Origin of the sequence: Cellulomonas iranensis NBRC 101100 = JCM 18110 (assembly GCF_001552375.1) — a bacterium.
GTDB classification, from domain to species: domain Bacteria; phylum Actinomycetota; class Actinomycetes; order Actinomycetales; family Cellulomonadaceae; genus Cellulomonas; species Cellulomonas iranensis.
Map to the genome: position 1 here is coordinate 24,512 of NZ_BCRB01000033.1, position 15,221 is coordinate 39,732.

General features: G+C 76.3%; 14 protein-coding genes. 13 read left to right on the forward strand and 1 reads right to left on the reverse strand.

From position 1 onward, the window contains the following. Window positions 1–36: 36 nt before the first annotated feature. Both CS2_RS09000 and CS2_RS09005 read left to right on the forward strand, forming a co-directional pair. On the forward strand, window positions 37–831 hold the full coding sequence (locus CS2_RS09000) for an electron transfer flavoprotein subunit beta/FixA family protein (RefSeq protein ID WP_070319725.1): 795 nt from the start codon (window positions 37–39) through the stop codon (window positions 829–831). 46 nt (window positions 832–877) lie between these two features. Next, complete coding sequence (locus CS2_RS09005) at window positions 878–1,858, forward strand: electron transfer flavoprotein subunit alpha/FixB family protein (protein ID WP_070319711.1); 981 nt, start codon at window positions 878–880, stop codon at window positions 1,856–1,858. Window positions 1,859–1,977: 119 nt separating this feature from the next. Here the strand turns inward: CS2_RS09005 and CS2_RS09010 are convergent, their stop codons facing one another. Continuing rightward, entirely contained in the window at window positions 1,978–2,970 is a 993-nt protein-coding gene (locus tag CS2_RS09010) for a phosphotransferase (protein WP_070319712.1), read from the reverse strand. A 172-nt stretch (window positions 2,971–3,142) separates the two neighbouring features. Between CS2_RS09010 and CS2_RS09015 the strand changes: the two genes are divergently transcribed. From CS2_RS09015 to CS2_RS09065, 11 genes are all read left to right on the forward strand, one after another. After that, complete coding sequence (locus tag CS2_RS09015) at window positions 3,143–4,351, forward strand: cysteine desulfurase family protein (RefSeq protein WP_082131293.1); 1,209 nt, start codon at window positions 3,143–3,145, stop codon at window positions 4,349–4,351. Beyond that, window positions 4,351–5,472 carry a tRNA 2-thiouridine(34) synthase MnmA gene (gene mnmA / locus CS2_RS09020; protein WP_070319713.1) on the forward strand — a complete coding sequence of 374 codons (1,122 nt, stop codon included), beginning with the start codon at window positions 4,351–4,353 and terminating at the stop codon, window positions 5,470–5,472. Before CS2_RS09015 ends, mnmA begins: the two co-directional genes overlap by 1 nt. Continuing rightward, window positions 5,469–6,488: a uroporphyrinogen decarboxylase/cobalamine-independent methonine synthase family protein gene (locus CS2_RS09025; RefSeq protein WP_070319714.1), complete on the forward strand. Its 1,020-nt coding sequence runs from the start codon at window positions 5,469–5,471 to the stop codon at window positions 6,486–6,488. Before mnmA ends, CS2_RS09025 begins: the two co-directional genes overlap by 4 nt. Before the next feature lie 5 nt (window positions 6,489–6,493). Further along, window positions 6,494–6,970 carry a hypothetical protein gene (locus CS2_RS09030; RefSeq protein ID WP_156442065.1) on the forward strand — a complete coding sequence of 159 codons (477 nt, stop codon included), beginning with the start codon at window positions 6,494–6,496 and terminating at the stop codon, window positions 6,968–6,970. 8 nt (window positions 6,971–6,978) lie between these two features. Beyond that, entirely contained in the window at window positions 6,979–8,304 is a 1,326-nt protein-coding gene (locus tag CS2_RS09035; RefSeq protein ID WP_134851153.1) for a hypothetical protein, read from the forward strand. Window positions 8,305–8,409: 105 nt separating this feature from the next. Further along, window positions 8,410–9,342, forward strand: coding sequence for a nucleoside hydrolase (locus CS2_RS09040; RefSeq protein ID WP_070319717.1), 933 nt, complete (start codon window positions 8,410–8,412; stop codon window positions 9,340–9,342). A gap of 97 nt (window positions 9,343–9,439) precedes the next feature. After that, window positions 9,440–10,522 carry a BMP family lipoprotein gene (locus CS2_RS09045; protein ID WP_070319718.1) on the forward strand — a complete coding sequence of 361 codons (1,083 nt, stop codon included), beginning with the start codon at window positions 9,440–9,442 and terminating at the stop codon, window positions 10,520–10,522. A 52-nt stretch (window positions 10,523–10,574) separates the two neighbouring features. Further along, window positions 10,575–12,092, forward strand: a complete 1,518-nt coding sequence (locus tag CS2_RS09050; protein ID WP_070319719.1) for an ABC transporter ATP-binding protein — start codon at window positions 10,575–10,577, stop codon at window positions 12,090–12,092. Beyond that, a complete protein-coding gene (locus tag CS2_RS09055) occupies window positions 12,089–13,303 on the forward strand; it encodes an ABC transporter permease (RefSeq protein ID WP_082740013.1) in 1,215 nt (404 codons plus the stop codon). Before CS2_RS09050 ends, CS2_RS09055 begins: the two co-directional genes overlap by 4 nt. Window positions 13,304–13,308: 5 nt before the next feature. Continuing rightward, on the forward strand, window positions 13,309–14,601 hold the full coding sequence (locus CS2_RS09060; protein WP_070319720.1) for an ABC transporter permease: 1,293 nt from the start codon (window positions 13,309–13,311) through the stop codon (window positions 14,599–14,601). Beyond that, window positions 14,598–15,221: PfkB family carbohydrate kinase (locus CS2_RS09065; RefSeq protein ID WP_233421130.1), on the forward strand; the 624-nt coding region annotated here is incomplete at its 3' end. The genes CS2_RS09060 and CS2_RS09065, both read left to right, overlap by 4 nt.

Sequence of the window (15,221 nt, forward strand, 5' to 3'; positions counted from 1 at the left end):
CCGACGGGCGGGGCCGGTGAGGGTACCCTTCGCCGGGTGAGGATCGTCGTCTGCGTGAAGTTCGTCCCCGACATCCAGTCCGACCGGCAGCTCGGTGCCGACGGGCGCGTCGTGCGCGACGGCGGTGACGGCACCCTCAACGAGCTCGACGAGAACGCCGTCGAGGCCGCGCTCGCGCTCGCCGAGGAGCACGACGGCGAGGTCGTGGTCCTGACGGCGGGCCCGGACGACGCGGTCGACGCGGTCCGCAAGGGCCTGCAGATGGGCGCCGACGAGGCGGTCCACGTGCTCGACGACGACGTCGCGGGCTCGGACGCGATCGGCACGGCGACCGTGCTCGCGGCCGCCGTCCGTCACCTGTCGGCCGACGCCCCGGTCGACCTCGTGCTCACGGGCATGGCCGGCCTCGACGGCCTCACGTCGCTGCTGCCCGCCGCGCTCGCCGAGCTGCTCGACCTGCCGGCGCTGCCGCTCGCGTCGTCGCTCGACGTCGACGTCGACGCGCGCACCGCGACGGTCGTGCGGCGCCTGGACCACGCGACCGAGACGCTCACGGCCCCGCTGCCGGCCGTGGTGTCGGTGACCGACGGCATCAACGAGCCGCGCTACCCGAACTTCAAGGGCATCATGGCCGCCCGCAAGAAGCCCGTCGCGACGCTCACGCTCGCCGACCTGGGCGTCGACCCCGCGACCGTGGGGGCCGCGGGCGCCCGCACGCAGGTCCTCGAGGCCGCCCCGCGACCGCCGCGCGAGGACCGCGTCCTGCTCACCGACACCGGTGACGCCGGGACGCGGCTCGCCGCGTGGCTCGTCGAGCGCAAGCTCGTCTGAGCGCGGCCCGCCCCCACCCCGTCGCCCGCACCACCGGAGGACCGTCGTGACCGCCACCCCCGTGCTCGTCCTGCTCGACCACGCCCCCGACGGCACGCTGCGCGCCCCCGTGCGCGAGCTGCTGACCCTCGCGCGCGACCTCGCGGGCGACGCGGGCGTGCACGGCGTGTGGGCCGGTGACCAGGACGTCGCCGCCGCCCGGCCCGTGCTCGCGGCGCAGGGCGTGACCGCCGTGCACCGCCTGGTCACGGACGCGGACCCGCACGTGTCGGACGTGCTCGCCGACGGGCTGCAGGCCGCGCTCGCAGCCACCGGGTCGACGCTGCTGCTGCTCGTGTCGTCGTTCGAGAACAAGGAGGCGGCGGCGCGCCTCGCGGTCCGCACGGGCGCGGGCGTCGTCACCGACGTCGACGGGCTGACGCTCGAGGACGGCCGCGTGGTCGCGCACAAGACCGTGCTGGCCGGCACGTGGACGACGCGCTGCGCGGTGACCACGCCGACGGCCGTCGTCACGGTCAAGGCGAACGCGGTGCCCGCGCAGGACGCGCCCGCGCCGAGCGACCCGCGGGTCGAGGACCTGCCCGTCGCGGTGCGTCCGTCCTCGACGCGGGTCACGGTCGTCGAGCGCAGCGAGCACGCGGCGTCGGGGCGCCCCGACCTCGGCTCGGCGAACGTCGTCGTCGTCGGCGGCCGCGGCACCGAGGGCGACTTCTCGCCCGTCGAGGAGCTCGCCGACGTGCTCGGGGGCGCGGTCGGCGCGACGCGCGTCGCGACGGACGAGGGCTGGATCGGGCACGACGCGCAGATCGGCCAGACCGGTGTGACGGTGTCGCCGCGGCTCTACGTCGGCGCGGGCGTGTCGGGCGCCGTGCACCACCGTGGCGGCATGCAGGCGTCGGGCACCATCGTCGCGGTCAACAGCGACCCCGACGCACCGATCTTCGAGATCGCCGACTTCGGGATCGTGGGCGACCTGTTCACGGTGCTGCCGCAGACGGCCGCGGAGCTGCGCCGGCTCCAGGGCTGACGTCGGTCGCTGCTCGCGTGCCGGGCGGCGTCCTCACGCCGCCGTGGCGGGGAGCGCGTGGCCCGGACCGCGCGTGACGGGTGCGGTGCCGGGCCGAGCCGCGGGCGGTCGTCCGGTCGTCAGGCGATGTCGCGCAGCCACCGCAGGGTCGCGCCGGCCTGCGCCGCCTGGAACGCGCGCAGGTTGGGGATCCCCGGGGGTGCGGGCTGCCCCGACGACCACGCGAAGTACCCGGCCAGCCCGGACAGCGCCGCGCGGAGCTGGTCGACCGAGACGCCGTCGGCCACCGCGCTCTGGCTGAACAGCCACGCGGGGTCGCCCGCCCCGCCCTGCAGGGCCACGCTCGGCAGCATGAACGCCAGGTCGAGCCACGGCGCGCCGACGCTCGCGTGCGGCCAGTCGATCAGCCAGACGCGGTCGTGGCCGTCCTCGATCATGACGTTGTCCGCGCGCAGGTCGCCGTGCACGAGCGCGTCACCCGCGCACGCCCGCAGCGCGTCCTGCTCCCAGCGCACGAGGTCGTCGAGGTGCTCGACCGCCCACCGGCCGGGCTCGTCGATCGCGGTCGCGACGCGCTCGCGCTCGGCGGGGGCGGCGCGCAGCATCCGGCGCCAGCCGGTGAAGTCCTCGGCGAGCTGGTCGTCCGTGCGCGGCAGCGCGTGCCCCGGGGTCGGCTCGCAGTGCGCCAGGTCGTCGATCGCGGCGAGCACGAGCGCGAGGTCGTCGGCGCGCCACGGCAGCTCGGGCGAGCGGCCGTGCACGGCGTCGAAGCCGAGGATGACCCAGTGGCCGTCGTCGTGCCACCAGCGCAGCGGCGGTGCCGGCACCTGCGAGGGCAGCGCCGCGGCGGCACGGATCTCGGCGCGCGCGAGCTGCGGTGAGGTCGGGTTCTGGTCGGGCGACACGGCCTTGACGAAGACGGCCCGGCCGTCGGTGAGCTCGAGCACGGCGCAGAACCCGGGGGAGAAGCCGCTGGTGGCCGACGTCTCGGCCGTGACGCGCGCGCCGGCGAGGGTCTCGATGCGGTCCCGCACGGCCCGCGGAAGGTCGCGCCAGTCGAGCCGCTGTCCGCCGAAGGCGAGCGGCAGCGCGATGACGTCGTCGGCACTCACGCTGACATCCTGCCAGCAAGACGGCCCCTCGGGTCGCGCGATCGCCCGCGGCGTGCGGGGGAAACGTGCCGACCGTGGGGGAGAGTCGTGGCCCGGGCCTCGCGGCGGCCCGGCGCCGACCTCGGTGGGGAAGCGGCGCCGGGGCCCGCGGGCACGTTCGTAGACTGTCGACGTGAGCCCGTCCCGTCCGCCCGCGGTCTACCTCGACCACGCGGCCACCACGCCGATGCGTCCCCGGGCGCTCGCCGCGCTCACCGACGCGCTGGCGCGCACGGGCAACCCGTCGTCGCTGCACACCGCGGGGCGCACGGCGCGCCGCACGGTCGAGGAGGCGCGCGAGCGGGTGGCCGCCTCGCTCGGCGCCCGGCCGAGCGAGGTCGTGTGGACCGCGGGCGGCACCGAGGCCGACAACCTGGCGGTCAAGGGGCTGTTCTGGGCGCGGCACGCGCAGGACGTGCGCCGCCGCCGCGTCGTGGTGTCGGCGGTCGAGCACCACGCGGTGCTCGACCCCGCGTTCTGGCTGGCCGAGCACTCGGGCGCCGAGCTCGTGCTGCTGCCGGTCGACGCCGAGGGCGTCGTCGAGGTCGACGCGCTGCGGGCCGAGCTCGACGAGCACGGCGACGCGGTCGCGCTGGTCTCGGTGATGTGGGCCAACAACGAGGTCGGCACGCTGCAGCCGCTCGACGAGGTCGTCGCGCTCGCGCGCCGGCACGGCGTCCCCGTGCACGCGGACGCCGTGCAGGCCGTCGGCCAGGTGCCGGTCGACCTCGCGGCGTCGGGCGTCGACGCGCTCACGGTGAGCGGCCACAAGGTCGGGGGACCGGGCTCGACGGGTGCGCTGCTGCTGCGGCGCGGTCTGGCGGTGACGCCCGTGCTGCACGGCGGCGGGCAGGAGCGCGACGTGCGCTCGGGCACGCTCGACGCGCCGCTGCTCGCGTCGTTCGCGACGGCCGTCGAGGAGGCGGTCGCCGAGCGCGCCGAGCACGCCGCGCGCGTCGCGGCCCTGCGCGACGACCTCGTCCGGCGCGTGCTCGCCGAGGTCCCGGGTGCCACGCTGCGCGGGCCGTCCGACCCGGCGCGTCGGCTGCCGGCCAACGCGCACCTGACGTTCGCGGGCTGCGAGGGCGACTCGCTGCTCTACCTGCTGGACGCCGCGGGCGTCGAGGCGTCGACCGGGTCGGCGTGCCAGGCCGGCGTGCCACGCCCCTCGCACGTGCTGCTCGCGATGGGTGTGGGGGAGGACGACGCGCGGGGCGCGCTGCGGTTCTCGTTCGGCGGCACGTCGACCCAGGCCGACGTGGACGCGGTCGTCGCGGCCCTGCCCGCAGCGGTCGAGCGCGCCCGCGCCGCCGGGCTCACGTCGACGCTGGTGGGTGCCTGATGCGCGTGCTCGCCGCCATGTCGGGCGGGGTCGACTCGGCCGTCGCCGCCGCGCGCGCTGTCGACGCGGGGCACGACGTCGTGGGCGTGCACATGGCGCTGTCGCGCACGCCCGCGCAGGAGCGCACCGGGTCCCGGGGCTGCTGCTCGATCGAGGACGCGTCGGACGCGCGCCGCGCGGCGGACGTGCTCGGCATCCCGTACTACGTGTGGGACATGTCGGAGCGGTTCGAGCAGACGGTCGTCGCGGACTTCCTCGCCGAGTACGCCGCGGGCCGCACGCCCAACCCGTGCGTGCGCTGCAACGAGCACGTGAAGTTCGCCGCTCTGCTCGACAAGGCGCTCGCGCTCGGGTTCGACGCGGTGTGCACCGGGCACTACGCACGCGTCGTCGACCGTGCCGACGGCACGCGCGAGCTGCACCGGGCGTCCGACGCCGCGAAGGACCAGTCGTACGTGCTGGCCGTCATGGGCCCCGAGCGGCTCGCGCGCGCGATCTTCCCGCTCGGCGACGTGACGTCGAAGGCGGAGGTCCGGGCCGAGGCCGTCGCGCGCGGTCTGTCGGTCGCGGCGAAGCCCGACTCGTACGACATCTGCTTCGTCGCCGACGGCGACACCCAGGGCTTCCTGCGCCGTGCGCTCGGCGAGCAGCCGGGCGACGTCGTGGACGAGGGCGGCGAGGTCGTCGGCCGCCACGACGGCGCCTACGCCTACACGGTGGGTCAGCGGCGCGGGCTCGCGCTCGGGCGCCCCGCGGCCGACGGCCGCCCGCGTTACGTGCTGGCCGTCGAGCCCGTGCAGCGGCGCGTGGTCGTCGGCCCCGCCGAGTCGCTCGACGTCGCGCACGTGGTCGGTGCGTCCGCGGTGTGGTTCGCCGACGTGCCCGCGCCGGGGACGACGCTCACGGCGCAGGTCCGCGCGCACGGCGCCGACGTGCCCGCGCGCGTGCTCGCCGCCGACGCGGACGGCGTCACGGTCGACGTCACGGGCGCCGGGCTGCGGGGCGTCGCGGCGGGCCAGTCGCTCGTGCTGTACGACGGCACGCGCGTGCTGGGGCAGGCCACGGTCGCCGCGACGCGCGCACCCGCCGACGTGGTGCCCGCGCCGGGACGCACGGCGTGACGGGCGTCAGCGGCGTCGGCCCCTGGCCCGGGACCGACGCGCTCGAGGCCGCGAGCACGGTCGTCGGCGACCTCGTCGACACGCCGAGCGAGGTCGTCGGCACGCCGTTCACGGTGCTGCTGCCCGCGCGCGGGCCGTGGGGCGACGCGACGGGGGCCGCGGTCACCGTGCTCGCCGACCTGCCGGCCGAGCTCGGCCCGCACGGCTGGAAGCTCGCCGACCGACCGGGGCGCGACCTCGAGCGCGCGCGGGCCCACGCGCGCGAGGACCTCGACGCGCTCGCGGTCGCGGCGCACGGCTACGCGGGCCCGCTCGTGCTGCCCGCGCTGGGGCCGTTCACGCTCGCGGCCGACGTCTACCTCGCGCGCGGCGACCGCATGCTGTCCGACCCCGGTGCGGTCCGCGACGCCGTCGGCTCGGTCGCCGCGGGGCTCGCCGAGCGCGTCGCCGACGTGCGACGGGTCGTCCCCGGCGCCGACGTCCGCGTGCTGCTGCGCGAGCCGCTGCTGGCTCCCGTGCTCGCCGGGGCCGTGCCCGGGTTCTCCGGGCGGGCGCCGCTGCGCCGCGTGCCGGGACCCGTCGTGGCCGAGGGGCTCGGCGCCGTGGCGGACGCGGTGCGCGCCGCGGGGGCGACCGCGCTGGTCGTGCACGGCGGCACCGCGTGGTCCGCGCTCGCGGCCGTGCGGGCGTCGTCCGCCGACGGCGCGGCGCTCGCGGTCGCCGGCATCGGCGAGCGCGGCTGGGAGGAGGTCGCGCAGGTCGTCGAGGACGGCCGCGCGTTCTGGCCCGAGCTGCCGCCGCAGGCGTCGTCGCAGTGCGCGGGCCCCGACGTCGTCGGGCAGGCCGACGCGCTGACACGCCCCTGGCGGGCCGTCGGGCTGCCCGCCGCCGCGCTGCGCGACGTCGTGCTGCTCGCGGGCGCACCGCCCGAGCGGGCGACCCCCGACGACGCGCGCGGCGCGCTCGCCGGTCTCGTGCGTGCCGCGAGCCTCGTCGCCGAACGGGCGGAAGGATGACCACCGTGCCCCCCACCCCGCCGCCCGGCACCCCGCCGTCCGGGCCCGCGCCGCTCGACCGCCCCGCACCGCCCACGCGGCGCGCCCCGCGCTCGCGCCGCCGCGCGCTCGCGCTCCTCGTCACGACCGCACTCGGGCTCGTCGGCGTCGTGACGCTCCTGGTCACGTGGGTGAGCATCGGCGTGCGGACCGTGCAGGCGGCGCAGGACGCCGCACCGGGCACGTGCCTCGCGGCGTACGAGGCCGGCGAGGCCGACGCACGCGTCGGGTTCGGCGTCGTGCCCGCGCGCTCGGTCTGCACGTGGGACGTCGACGGTGCGCGCGAGCGGTCCGTCGTCGCGGCGGCGCCCACGGCCGTGGTGGTCGGTGGGCTCGTGCTGCTGCTCGGCGGTGCGGCCGGGACGGCCGTCGCGGTGCTGCCGCCCCGGCAGGCACGCGCCGCCGCGGGCGGTGCGGCCGCACGCCGCGGCGACGCGCCATGATGTCCGCCGTGACCGACGTGCCCCCCACCACGACCGGAGCGCGGCTGCGCGCGTGGTTCCGCGACCTGGGCGCCGTCGTCGCGCACGGCGTGCGGCTGTGGGTGCGCTGGTGGCCCGTGCTGCTCGTGCTCGCGCTCCTCGCGGTCGCGGGTCGTCACGCGGCCGGCTGGGCCGCCGTCAACGCCGCGGGCGTCAGCAACACCCTCGGGTGGGCCGTGCTCGTGCTCGCGCCGCTGTGCATGGTCGCCGGCATCGTCGCGATGCTGCACGTGCTGCGGCGCGACCTGCCCGCGCTCGCCGCGATCGGGCGCACGCGCGCGCCCGACGACCCGACCTCGGGCCACGAGCGCGGGCTCGTCGACGTCCTGGGCTCGGTGTTCGTGCCGTTCCTCGCGCTGTACGCGTCGTACGGGTTCCTCGCCGACGACCGCGCCCGGTTCTTCAACACGGCCGCGTACCGGGCGTTCCGGGAGAACGGGTTCTCGCTCACGGGCGACCGGGCCGACGGCTCGTTCGTCGACCTCGCGAGCGGCTGGTGGGTCGTGCTGGTGGTGGGCGTGGCGGTCGTGCTGCGGTGGGCGCTCGGCCGCTGGGAGGGCCGCAGCCACCGGCGCGCGCTCGCGTTCGTCGGCGCGTACGTCGAGGCGTTCTGGCTGCTCGTGGCCGCGGCCTTCGCGACCGAGCTCACCGGCCGGGTCTGGGCGTGGGTCGAGACGCGGCGCGCGGTGTCGATCGTGCTCGAGTGGTGGTTGACGGCGCTCGACGCGCTGGGCCCGCTGGCAGGTCCGGTCGACGCGGTCGTCGACACGGTCGCGGGCGTGCTGGGGAACCTCGACGACCTCGTCGTCATCCCGCTCGCGTGGCTGACGGTCGGCGCGGTGGTCTACGGGCACCGCCTGGCCGACCCGCCGCGCCCGCGGCGCACGGCGCCCGCGGCCTGGCAGCGCGTGCCGGCCCCCGTGCGCCGGTGGTCGACCGAGGCGGCGGCGCCCGTCGTCGGCGACGTGCGGGGACGGTTCACGGCGCTCGCGGACGGGCTGCGGCGCATGGCCGTCGCGGGTCTCGGGCCGATGCTGGTGTTCGCGCTCGCGTTCCTCGTCGCGACCCGTGTCGAGGAGGGCGTGCTGCTGCTGGGGCGGGCGGTGCTCGGCCCGCAGGACGTCCGCACGTGGCTGGCGTTCGTGCCGATGCTCGAGGGGCTCGCGACCGCGATCGGGCTGACGCTGACGATCGCGCTGCTCGCGGCCGGCGTGGACCGCGTGGTGCGGGGGCAGGGCGCGCCCCGGGGTGACGACGAGGCCCCCGTCGAGCCGCAGGCGGCCGACGCGCGCTGACGGGCGACCGACGCCCGACGGGTGGGAGGGCCTTGACGCGCGTCCAGATGTGCGTAATCGTTTCCACACCGAACCGACCGGTCGGTGTGACGAAGGAGTGACACCATGCCCATCCCCGTGATCCTCGACTGCGACCCGGGGCACGACGACGTCTTCGCCATCTGGCTGGCCGCGGGCAACCCCGCGCTCGACCTGCGCGCGATCACCACGGTGTCCGGCAACGGGTACCTCGAGCACACGACGCGCAACGCGCTCGTCGCGTGCACGGTCGCCGGGATCGAGGGCGTGCCCGTCGCGGCCGGCGCCGACCGCCCGCTGGCCCGGACCCTGACGCCCGCGTCGTGGATCCACGGCGAGAACGCCCTCGGGGGGCCGGAGCTGCCCGAGCCCACGGTCGCGCTCGACCCGCGCCCGGCGGTGCAGCTCGTGCTCGACACGCTCGAGGCGAGCGACGAGCCCGTGACGATCATCCCGACCGGCCCGCTCACCAACGTCGCGACGCTGCTGCGCGACCACCCCGAGGCGCGCGACCGGATCCGCGAGATCGTGTGGATGGGCGGCTCCACGACCAGGGGGAACGCGACGCCGTACGCGGAGTTCAACGCGTGGGCCGACCCCGAGGCGGTGGACGTCGTGCTCGCGTCGGGCGTGCCGTTCACGATGGTCGGGCTCAACATCACGCACCAGGCGCTCATCAGCGCGCAGGTGCGCGAGCGCATCGCGGCGATCGGCAACGCGACCTCGGCGTTCGGCGTCGAGCTCCTCGACTACTTCTGCTCGACGTACCTCGAGGCCGAGAAGATGCCCGAGGGCCCGCTGCACGACCCCGTCGCGGTGGCGCTCGTGGCCGACCCGGCCGTGGCGACGACCGTCCGCACGAGGGTGGACGTCGAGCTGCGCGGCGAGCGCACCGCGGGTGCGACCTGCGTCGACCTCATCGACATCCTGCGCCTGGAGCACAACGCGACGGTGGCCCTCGACCTCGACGTCGAGCGGTTCTGGGGCCTCGTCGAGTCCGCGCTGCGCGCCCTCCGCTGAGGGCGTCCGTCAGCGACAGCGCGTAAACGATTGCGCATTCTTGCCCGTCCCATCGACCCCGCACGTCCCGCCTCATGCGAATCGAAGGAGCTTCGACATGACCGCACGACCCACCGCCCGTCGGCCGCTCGCCCTCGCCGCGCTCGTCGCCCTCGCGCTCGCCGCGTGCGCCACGCCACCGGCACCCGAGCCCGACGCCGCCACCGCCGGCACGTCCGGGCGCGACTACACCGCGTGCATGGTCTCCGACTTCGGGGGCCTCGACGACAAGGGCTTCAACCAGGCCGTCCGTGACGGCATGCGCACCGCCGAGCAGGAGCTCGGCGTCCGGACCCTCACGCTCGAGTCGAACAGCGAGACCGACTACGCGCCCAACCTCGAGCAGGCCTACCAGCAGGGCTGCGACCTGACCGTCACGGTCGGGTTCTCCACCGCCGACGCCGCCCGGACGGCCGCCGAGCGGTACCCGGACCGCAGCTTCGCGATCGTCGACGACTCCTCGATCGACCTGCCGAACGTCAAGCCGGTCGTCTACGACACCGCGCAGGCGGCGTTCCTCGCGGGGTACCTCGCGGCCGGGTACTCGCGCACCGGCGTCGTCGGGGTCTACGGCGGGCAGCCGTTCCCGCCCGTCATGCTCTTCCTCGACGGCTTCGCCGACGGCGTCGCGCACTACAACGAGGTGCACGGCACCGACGTGCGCCTGCTGGGCTGGGACAAGGCCAGCCAGACCGGCACCTTCTCCGGAACGTTCGACGACATCGCCGCGGGCAAGTCCGTCACCCGCAACCTGCTCGACCAGGGCGCCGACGTGGTCATGCCGGTCGCCGGGTCGCTCTACCAGGGCACCGCCGAGGCGCTGCGCGACGCGGGCCGGGGCGTGCTCATCGGCGTCGACAACGACACGTACGCGATCGCGCCGCAGTACGGCGACCTGATCCTCAGCTCGGTCATGAAGCAGATGGGCGACGCGATCGTGAGCGTCGTCGACGAGGGGTCGCAGGGGCGCTTCGACGCCACGCCGTACGTCGGCGACCTCGCCAACGCCGGCGTCGACCTGGCGCCGTACCACGACCTGGCCGACACCCTGCCGGACGGCCTCGCCGACGAGGTCGCCGCCCTGCGCCAGCAGGTCGCCGACGGCGAGATCGTCGTCGAGTCGGTCAACTCCCCGCGCTGACCCCGGGGCCGCGGGGCGCGACGCCGCGCCCCGCGGCCCGGAAGGAGACACGATGAAGCTCGAGCTGCGCGGCATCACCAAGCGCTTCGGGACCCTGGTCGCCAACGACGCGATCGACCTCGTGGTCGAGCCGGGGCAGATCCACTGCCTGCTCGGCGAGAACGGCGCCGGCAAGTCGACCCTCATGAACGTGCTGTACGGCCTGCTGCGCGCCGACGCCGGCCAGATCCTGCTCGACGGCGCGCCGCAGCGCTTCGACGGACCGGGCGACGCGATGCGCGCCGGCATCGGCATGGTGCACCAGCACTTCATGCTTGTGCCGGTCCTCACGGTCGCCGAGAACGTCGTCCTCGGCGACGAGGACGTGCGCGGCCCCGGCTGGCTCGACATGCGCACCGCGCGGCGGCGGGTGCGGGAGATCTCGGAGCGGTTCGGCTTCGACCTCGACCCCGACGCGCTCGTCGGCGACCTGCCCGTCGGCGTGCAGCAGCGCGTCGAGATCGTCAAGGCGCTGGCCCGCGACGCGCGGGTCCTGGTGCTCGACGAGCCCACCGCCGTCCTGACCCCGCAGGAGACCGACGAGCTCATGGCGACGATGCGGCGCCTCGCCGACGCCGGCACCGCGCTCGTCTTCATCACCCACAAGCTGCGGGAGGTGCGCGAGGTCGCCGACCGCATCACGGTGATCCGGCACGGCCGCGTCGCCGGCGCCGCCGAGCCCGGCACCACCACGCGCGAGCTCGCGCGGCTCATGGTCGGGCGCGACGTCACGCTCACCGTCGACCGCCCGCCCGCACGCCCGCGCGGCGACGGGCTGCGCGTCGACGGGCTCACGGTCCGCGACGCGAGCGGGCGCGCCCTCGTCGACGACGTGACGCTGCAGGTCCGCGGGGGAGAGGTGCTGGGGATCGCCGGCGTCCAGGGCAACGGGCAGACCGAGCTCGTCGAGGCGATCACCGGGCTGCGGGCACCGTCCGCGGGGACCGTGCGCCTCGGGGACGACGACCTCACGCGCGCCGGGGTCCGCGCCGTGCTCGCGGCCGGCGTCGGGCACGTCCCCGAGGACCGCACGCACGACGGGCTGGTCGGCGAGTTCTCGATCGCCGAGAACCTCGTCCTCGACCGCTCGTTCGGGCCGCCGTTCGTGCGGCGCGGCGAGGTCCGCCGTGCGCACCTGGCCGAGTTCGCCCGCCAGCGCGTCGACGAGTTCGACGTGCGGACCTCGTCGATCCGCACGCAGGTGCGGCGGCTCTCGGGCGGCAACCAGCAGAAGGTCGTCATCGCGCGCGAGCTGGCCCGGCCCCTGCGCCTGCTCGTGGCGGCGCAGCCGACCCGCGGCGTCGACGTCGGCTCCATCGAGTTCATCCACCGGCGCATCGTCGAGACCCGCGACGCGGGCACCGCGGTGGTCGTGGTGTCCACCGAGATCGACGAGGTGCTCGGTCTCGCCGACCGCATCGCGGTGATGTACCGCGGGCGCGTCGTGGGCGTCGTCCCGGCCGGGACGAGCCGGGAGGTGCTCGGTCTGATGATGGCCGGCACCCCGATCGAGGAGACGGACGCGGCATGAGCGACGTGCAGACCCCCGTGCGCGAGCAGGCGCACCAGGAGCCTCCGCCGGACCGCGCGGGCGCCGTGCTGCGCGCCGTGACGCAGGGACGCGTGACCACCTCGTTGCTCGCGGTGCTCATGGCGTTCGTGCTCGGCGCGCTGCTGGTGTGCCTCACCGACGACCGCGTCGCGGCCGCCGCACCGTACTTCCTGCGGCGGCCCGGCGACCTGGTCGCGGCGGTCGGGCAGGCCGTGGGCGGCGCGTACCTCGCGCTCTTCCAGGGAGCCGTGTGGGCGCCGCGCGACACGTTCGCCGCGAGCATCCGCCCCCTGACCGACAGCCTGATGTTCGCCACGCCCCTCATCACCGCCGGCCTCGGGGTCGCGCTCGCGTTCCGCGTCGGCATGTTCAACATCGGTGCGCGCGGGCAGATCCTCGTCGCTGCGGCGTGCGCCGGGTGGGCGTCGTCCTCGCTGCACCTGCCGGTGGGCGTGCACGTCGCCGTCGCGCTCGCCGCGGGCCTGGCCGGCGGGGCGCTGTGGGGCGGGATCGCCGGGCTGCTCAAGGCCCGCACCGGCGCGCACGAGGTGATCGTCACGATCATGCTCAACTACGTCGCGTTCTACCTGGTCTCGCTGCTGCTGCGCACGCCGGTGCTGCAGGTCGAGGGGTCGGCCAACCCGCGCTCGCGCCCCGCGGACGCCACCGCGGTGCTGCCGCCGCTGTTCGGGGACGCGCACACCACGCACGCCGGGTTCGTGCTCGCGCTGCTCGCGGTCGCGGGCGTGTGGTGGCTGCTCGACCGCTCCGCGCTCGGGTTCCGGTTCCGCGCCGTGGGCCTCAACCCCCGAGCGGCACGTGTCGCGGGCATCGACGTCGAGCGCGTGTACCTCGTCGTCATGGTCCTGGCGGGTGCGCTCGCCGGCCTGGCCGGCGCCGGGCAGGTGCTCGGCACCGTCACCACCGGGTTCGGCGTGAGCATCGAGGCGGGCATCGGCTTCGAGGCCATCACGGTGGCGCTGCTGGGCCGGTCGCGACCCCTCGGCGTGCTGCTCGCCGGCCTGCTCTTCGGCGCGTTCAAGGCCGGCGGGTTCGCGATGCAGTCCATGCAGGCCATCCCCGTCGACCTCGTCCTCGTCCTGCAGTCGCTCATCGTCCTGTTCATCGCGGCGCCCCCGCTCGTGCGCGCCCTGTTCCGGATCCCCGCCCCGGCGCGGGGCCAGGAGTGAGACCCATGACCCCCACCCAGCTCCTGCGGTCCCTCGCGCCCCGGCGCGACGGACGCGCCGGGACGGCCGCGGCGTCGTGGCGCACGCCGGTCACGATGGCCGTCCTCACGCTCGCCGCCGCGCTCGCCGCGGCGCTCGGGCCGCGCACGGGCACGACGTCGTTCCGGCTGTCCGAGCCGACCGACGTGCTCGCGCTGCCGACGGCGACCGTGCCCACGCAGGCCGCGACCGTCGCGCTCACGCTCGTCATGGCGGCGCTGTGCGCCGCGGCGGCCCTGCGGGTCCGTGCCGGGCGCCCACCGGCCCGTGCCCTGGCGCCCGCGTTCGGGACCGCGTTCGTGCTGGCCCTGCTCACGTGGGCCGCCGCCGGTGCGACCGTCCCGGTCGTCGGGCTGCTCGGCGGTGCGCTCGCGCTGTCCATCCCGCTCGTGTTCGGCGCGATGGGCGGCGTGCTGTCCGAGCGCGTCGGCGTCGTCAACGTCGCGATCGAGGGTCAGCTGCTGGCGGGTGCGTGCGTGTCCGCCGTCGTCGCGACCGTGACCGGGCAGCCGCTCGTGGGCCTCGTCGCCGCGGTCGTCGCGGGCGCGCTCGTGGCCACCGTGCTGGCGGTCTTCTCCGTCCGGTACCTGGTCGACCAGGTCATCGTCGGGATCGTCCTCAACGTGCTCGTCACGGGCCTCACCGGGTTCTTCTACTCCACGGCCCTGGCACCCGACGCGGCCCGCCTCAACTCGCCCGCGCGGCTCCCGCAGATCGCGCTGCCCGTGCTGGGCGACCTCCCCGTCGTCGGCCCCGTGCTGTTCCGCCAGACCGTGGTCGTGTACGCGATGTACGTCGTCGTCGCGGTCGTGTGGGTCGTGCTGTTCCGCACGCGGCAGGGCCTGCGCATCCGCGCCGTGGGCGAGCACCCCGAGGCGGCGGACACCGTCGGCATCGACGTGCGCGCCACCCGGGTGCGCGTCGTCGCGCTGGCCGGGGCGGTCGCCGGTCTCGGGGGCGCCTACTTCACCCTCGGGTCCGTGGGAGGGTTCGGCAAGGACATGACGGCCGGCGCCGGGTTCATCGCGCTCGCGGCCGTCATCCTGGGCGGCTGGCACCCGCTGCGCGCCGCGGCCGCGGCGCTGCTGTTCGGGTTCGTCAGCAACCTGCAGAACGTGCTGGGGATCGTGGGGTCGCCGCTGCCCAGCGAGCTCATGCTCATGCTGCCGTACCTGGTGACCGTGCTCGCGGTCGCCGGGGTGGTCGGGAAGGTCCGGGCGCCCGCCGCGAGCGGGACCGCGTACGAGGGGGCGTCATGAAGCGCACGCTGCTGGTGGTCGGGTCCGTCAACGTCGACGCCGTCTCGGGGGTCGAGCGGTTCCCGGCGCCGGGGGAGACGGTGCTGGCGTCGTCCTACCGTCAGGGGCTCGGCGGCAAGGGCGCCAACCAGGCCGTCGCCGCGGCGCTCGACGGCGCCCGGGTCGAGCTCGTCGCGCGCACGGGCGACGACGCGGGCGGCGCCGCCGTGCGGGCCGAGCTCGCCGGGTGGGGCGTCGACGTGACGGACGTGGCGGCCGTGCGCGGCGTGCCGACCGGGATCGCGCAGATCCTCGTCGACGCCCGGGGCGAGAACATGATCGCGGTCAGCTCGGGCGCCAACGACGCGCTCGACGCGGCGGCGGTCGACGCGCTCGCGGACCGGCTCGGGCCCGGCACGACCGTGCTGTCGCAGGGCGAGGTGCCCGTCGAGGTGCTCGACCGCCTCGCCGAGGTGTGCCGGGACCGGGGCGCGCGGTTCGTCCTCAACCTGGCGCCGCCGCGCGACGTCGCACCGCGGACCCTGCGCACGGCGGACCCGCTGGTCGTCAACGAGCACGAGGCGCGCACGCTCGGCCTCGACGGCGCCGATCCCGAGGACTGGCGGCTCGCGTGCGCGGCC

Coding starts and splice junctions, on each gene's coding strand:
- CS2_RS09040 (WP_070319717.1), top strand. CDS start 8,410: ATGCCCATCCCCGTGATCCTCGACTGCGACCCGGGGCACGACGACGTC.
- CS2_RS09045 (WP_070319718.1), top strand. CDS start 9,440: ATGACCGCACGACCCACCGCCCGTCGGCCGCTCGCCCTCGCCGCGCTC.
- CS2_RS09050 (WP_070319719.1), top strand. CDS start 10,575: ATGAAGCTCGAGCTGCGCGGCATCACCAAGCGCTTCGGGACCCTGGTC.
- CS2_RS09055 (WP_082740013.1), top strand. CDS start 12,089: ATGAGCGACGTGCAGACCCCCGTGCGCGAGCAGGCGCACCAGGAGCCT.
- mnmA (WP_070319713.1), top strand. CDS start 4,351: ATGCGCGTGCTCGCCGCCATGTCGGGCGGGGTCGACTCGGCCGTCGCC.
- CS2_RS09060 (WP_070319720.1), top strand. CDS start 13,309: ATGACCCCCACCCAGCTCCTGCGGTCCCTCGCGCCCCGGCGCGACGGA.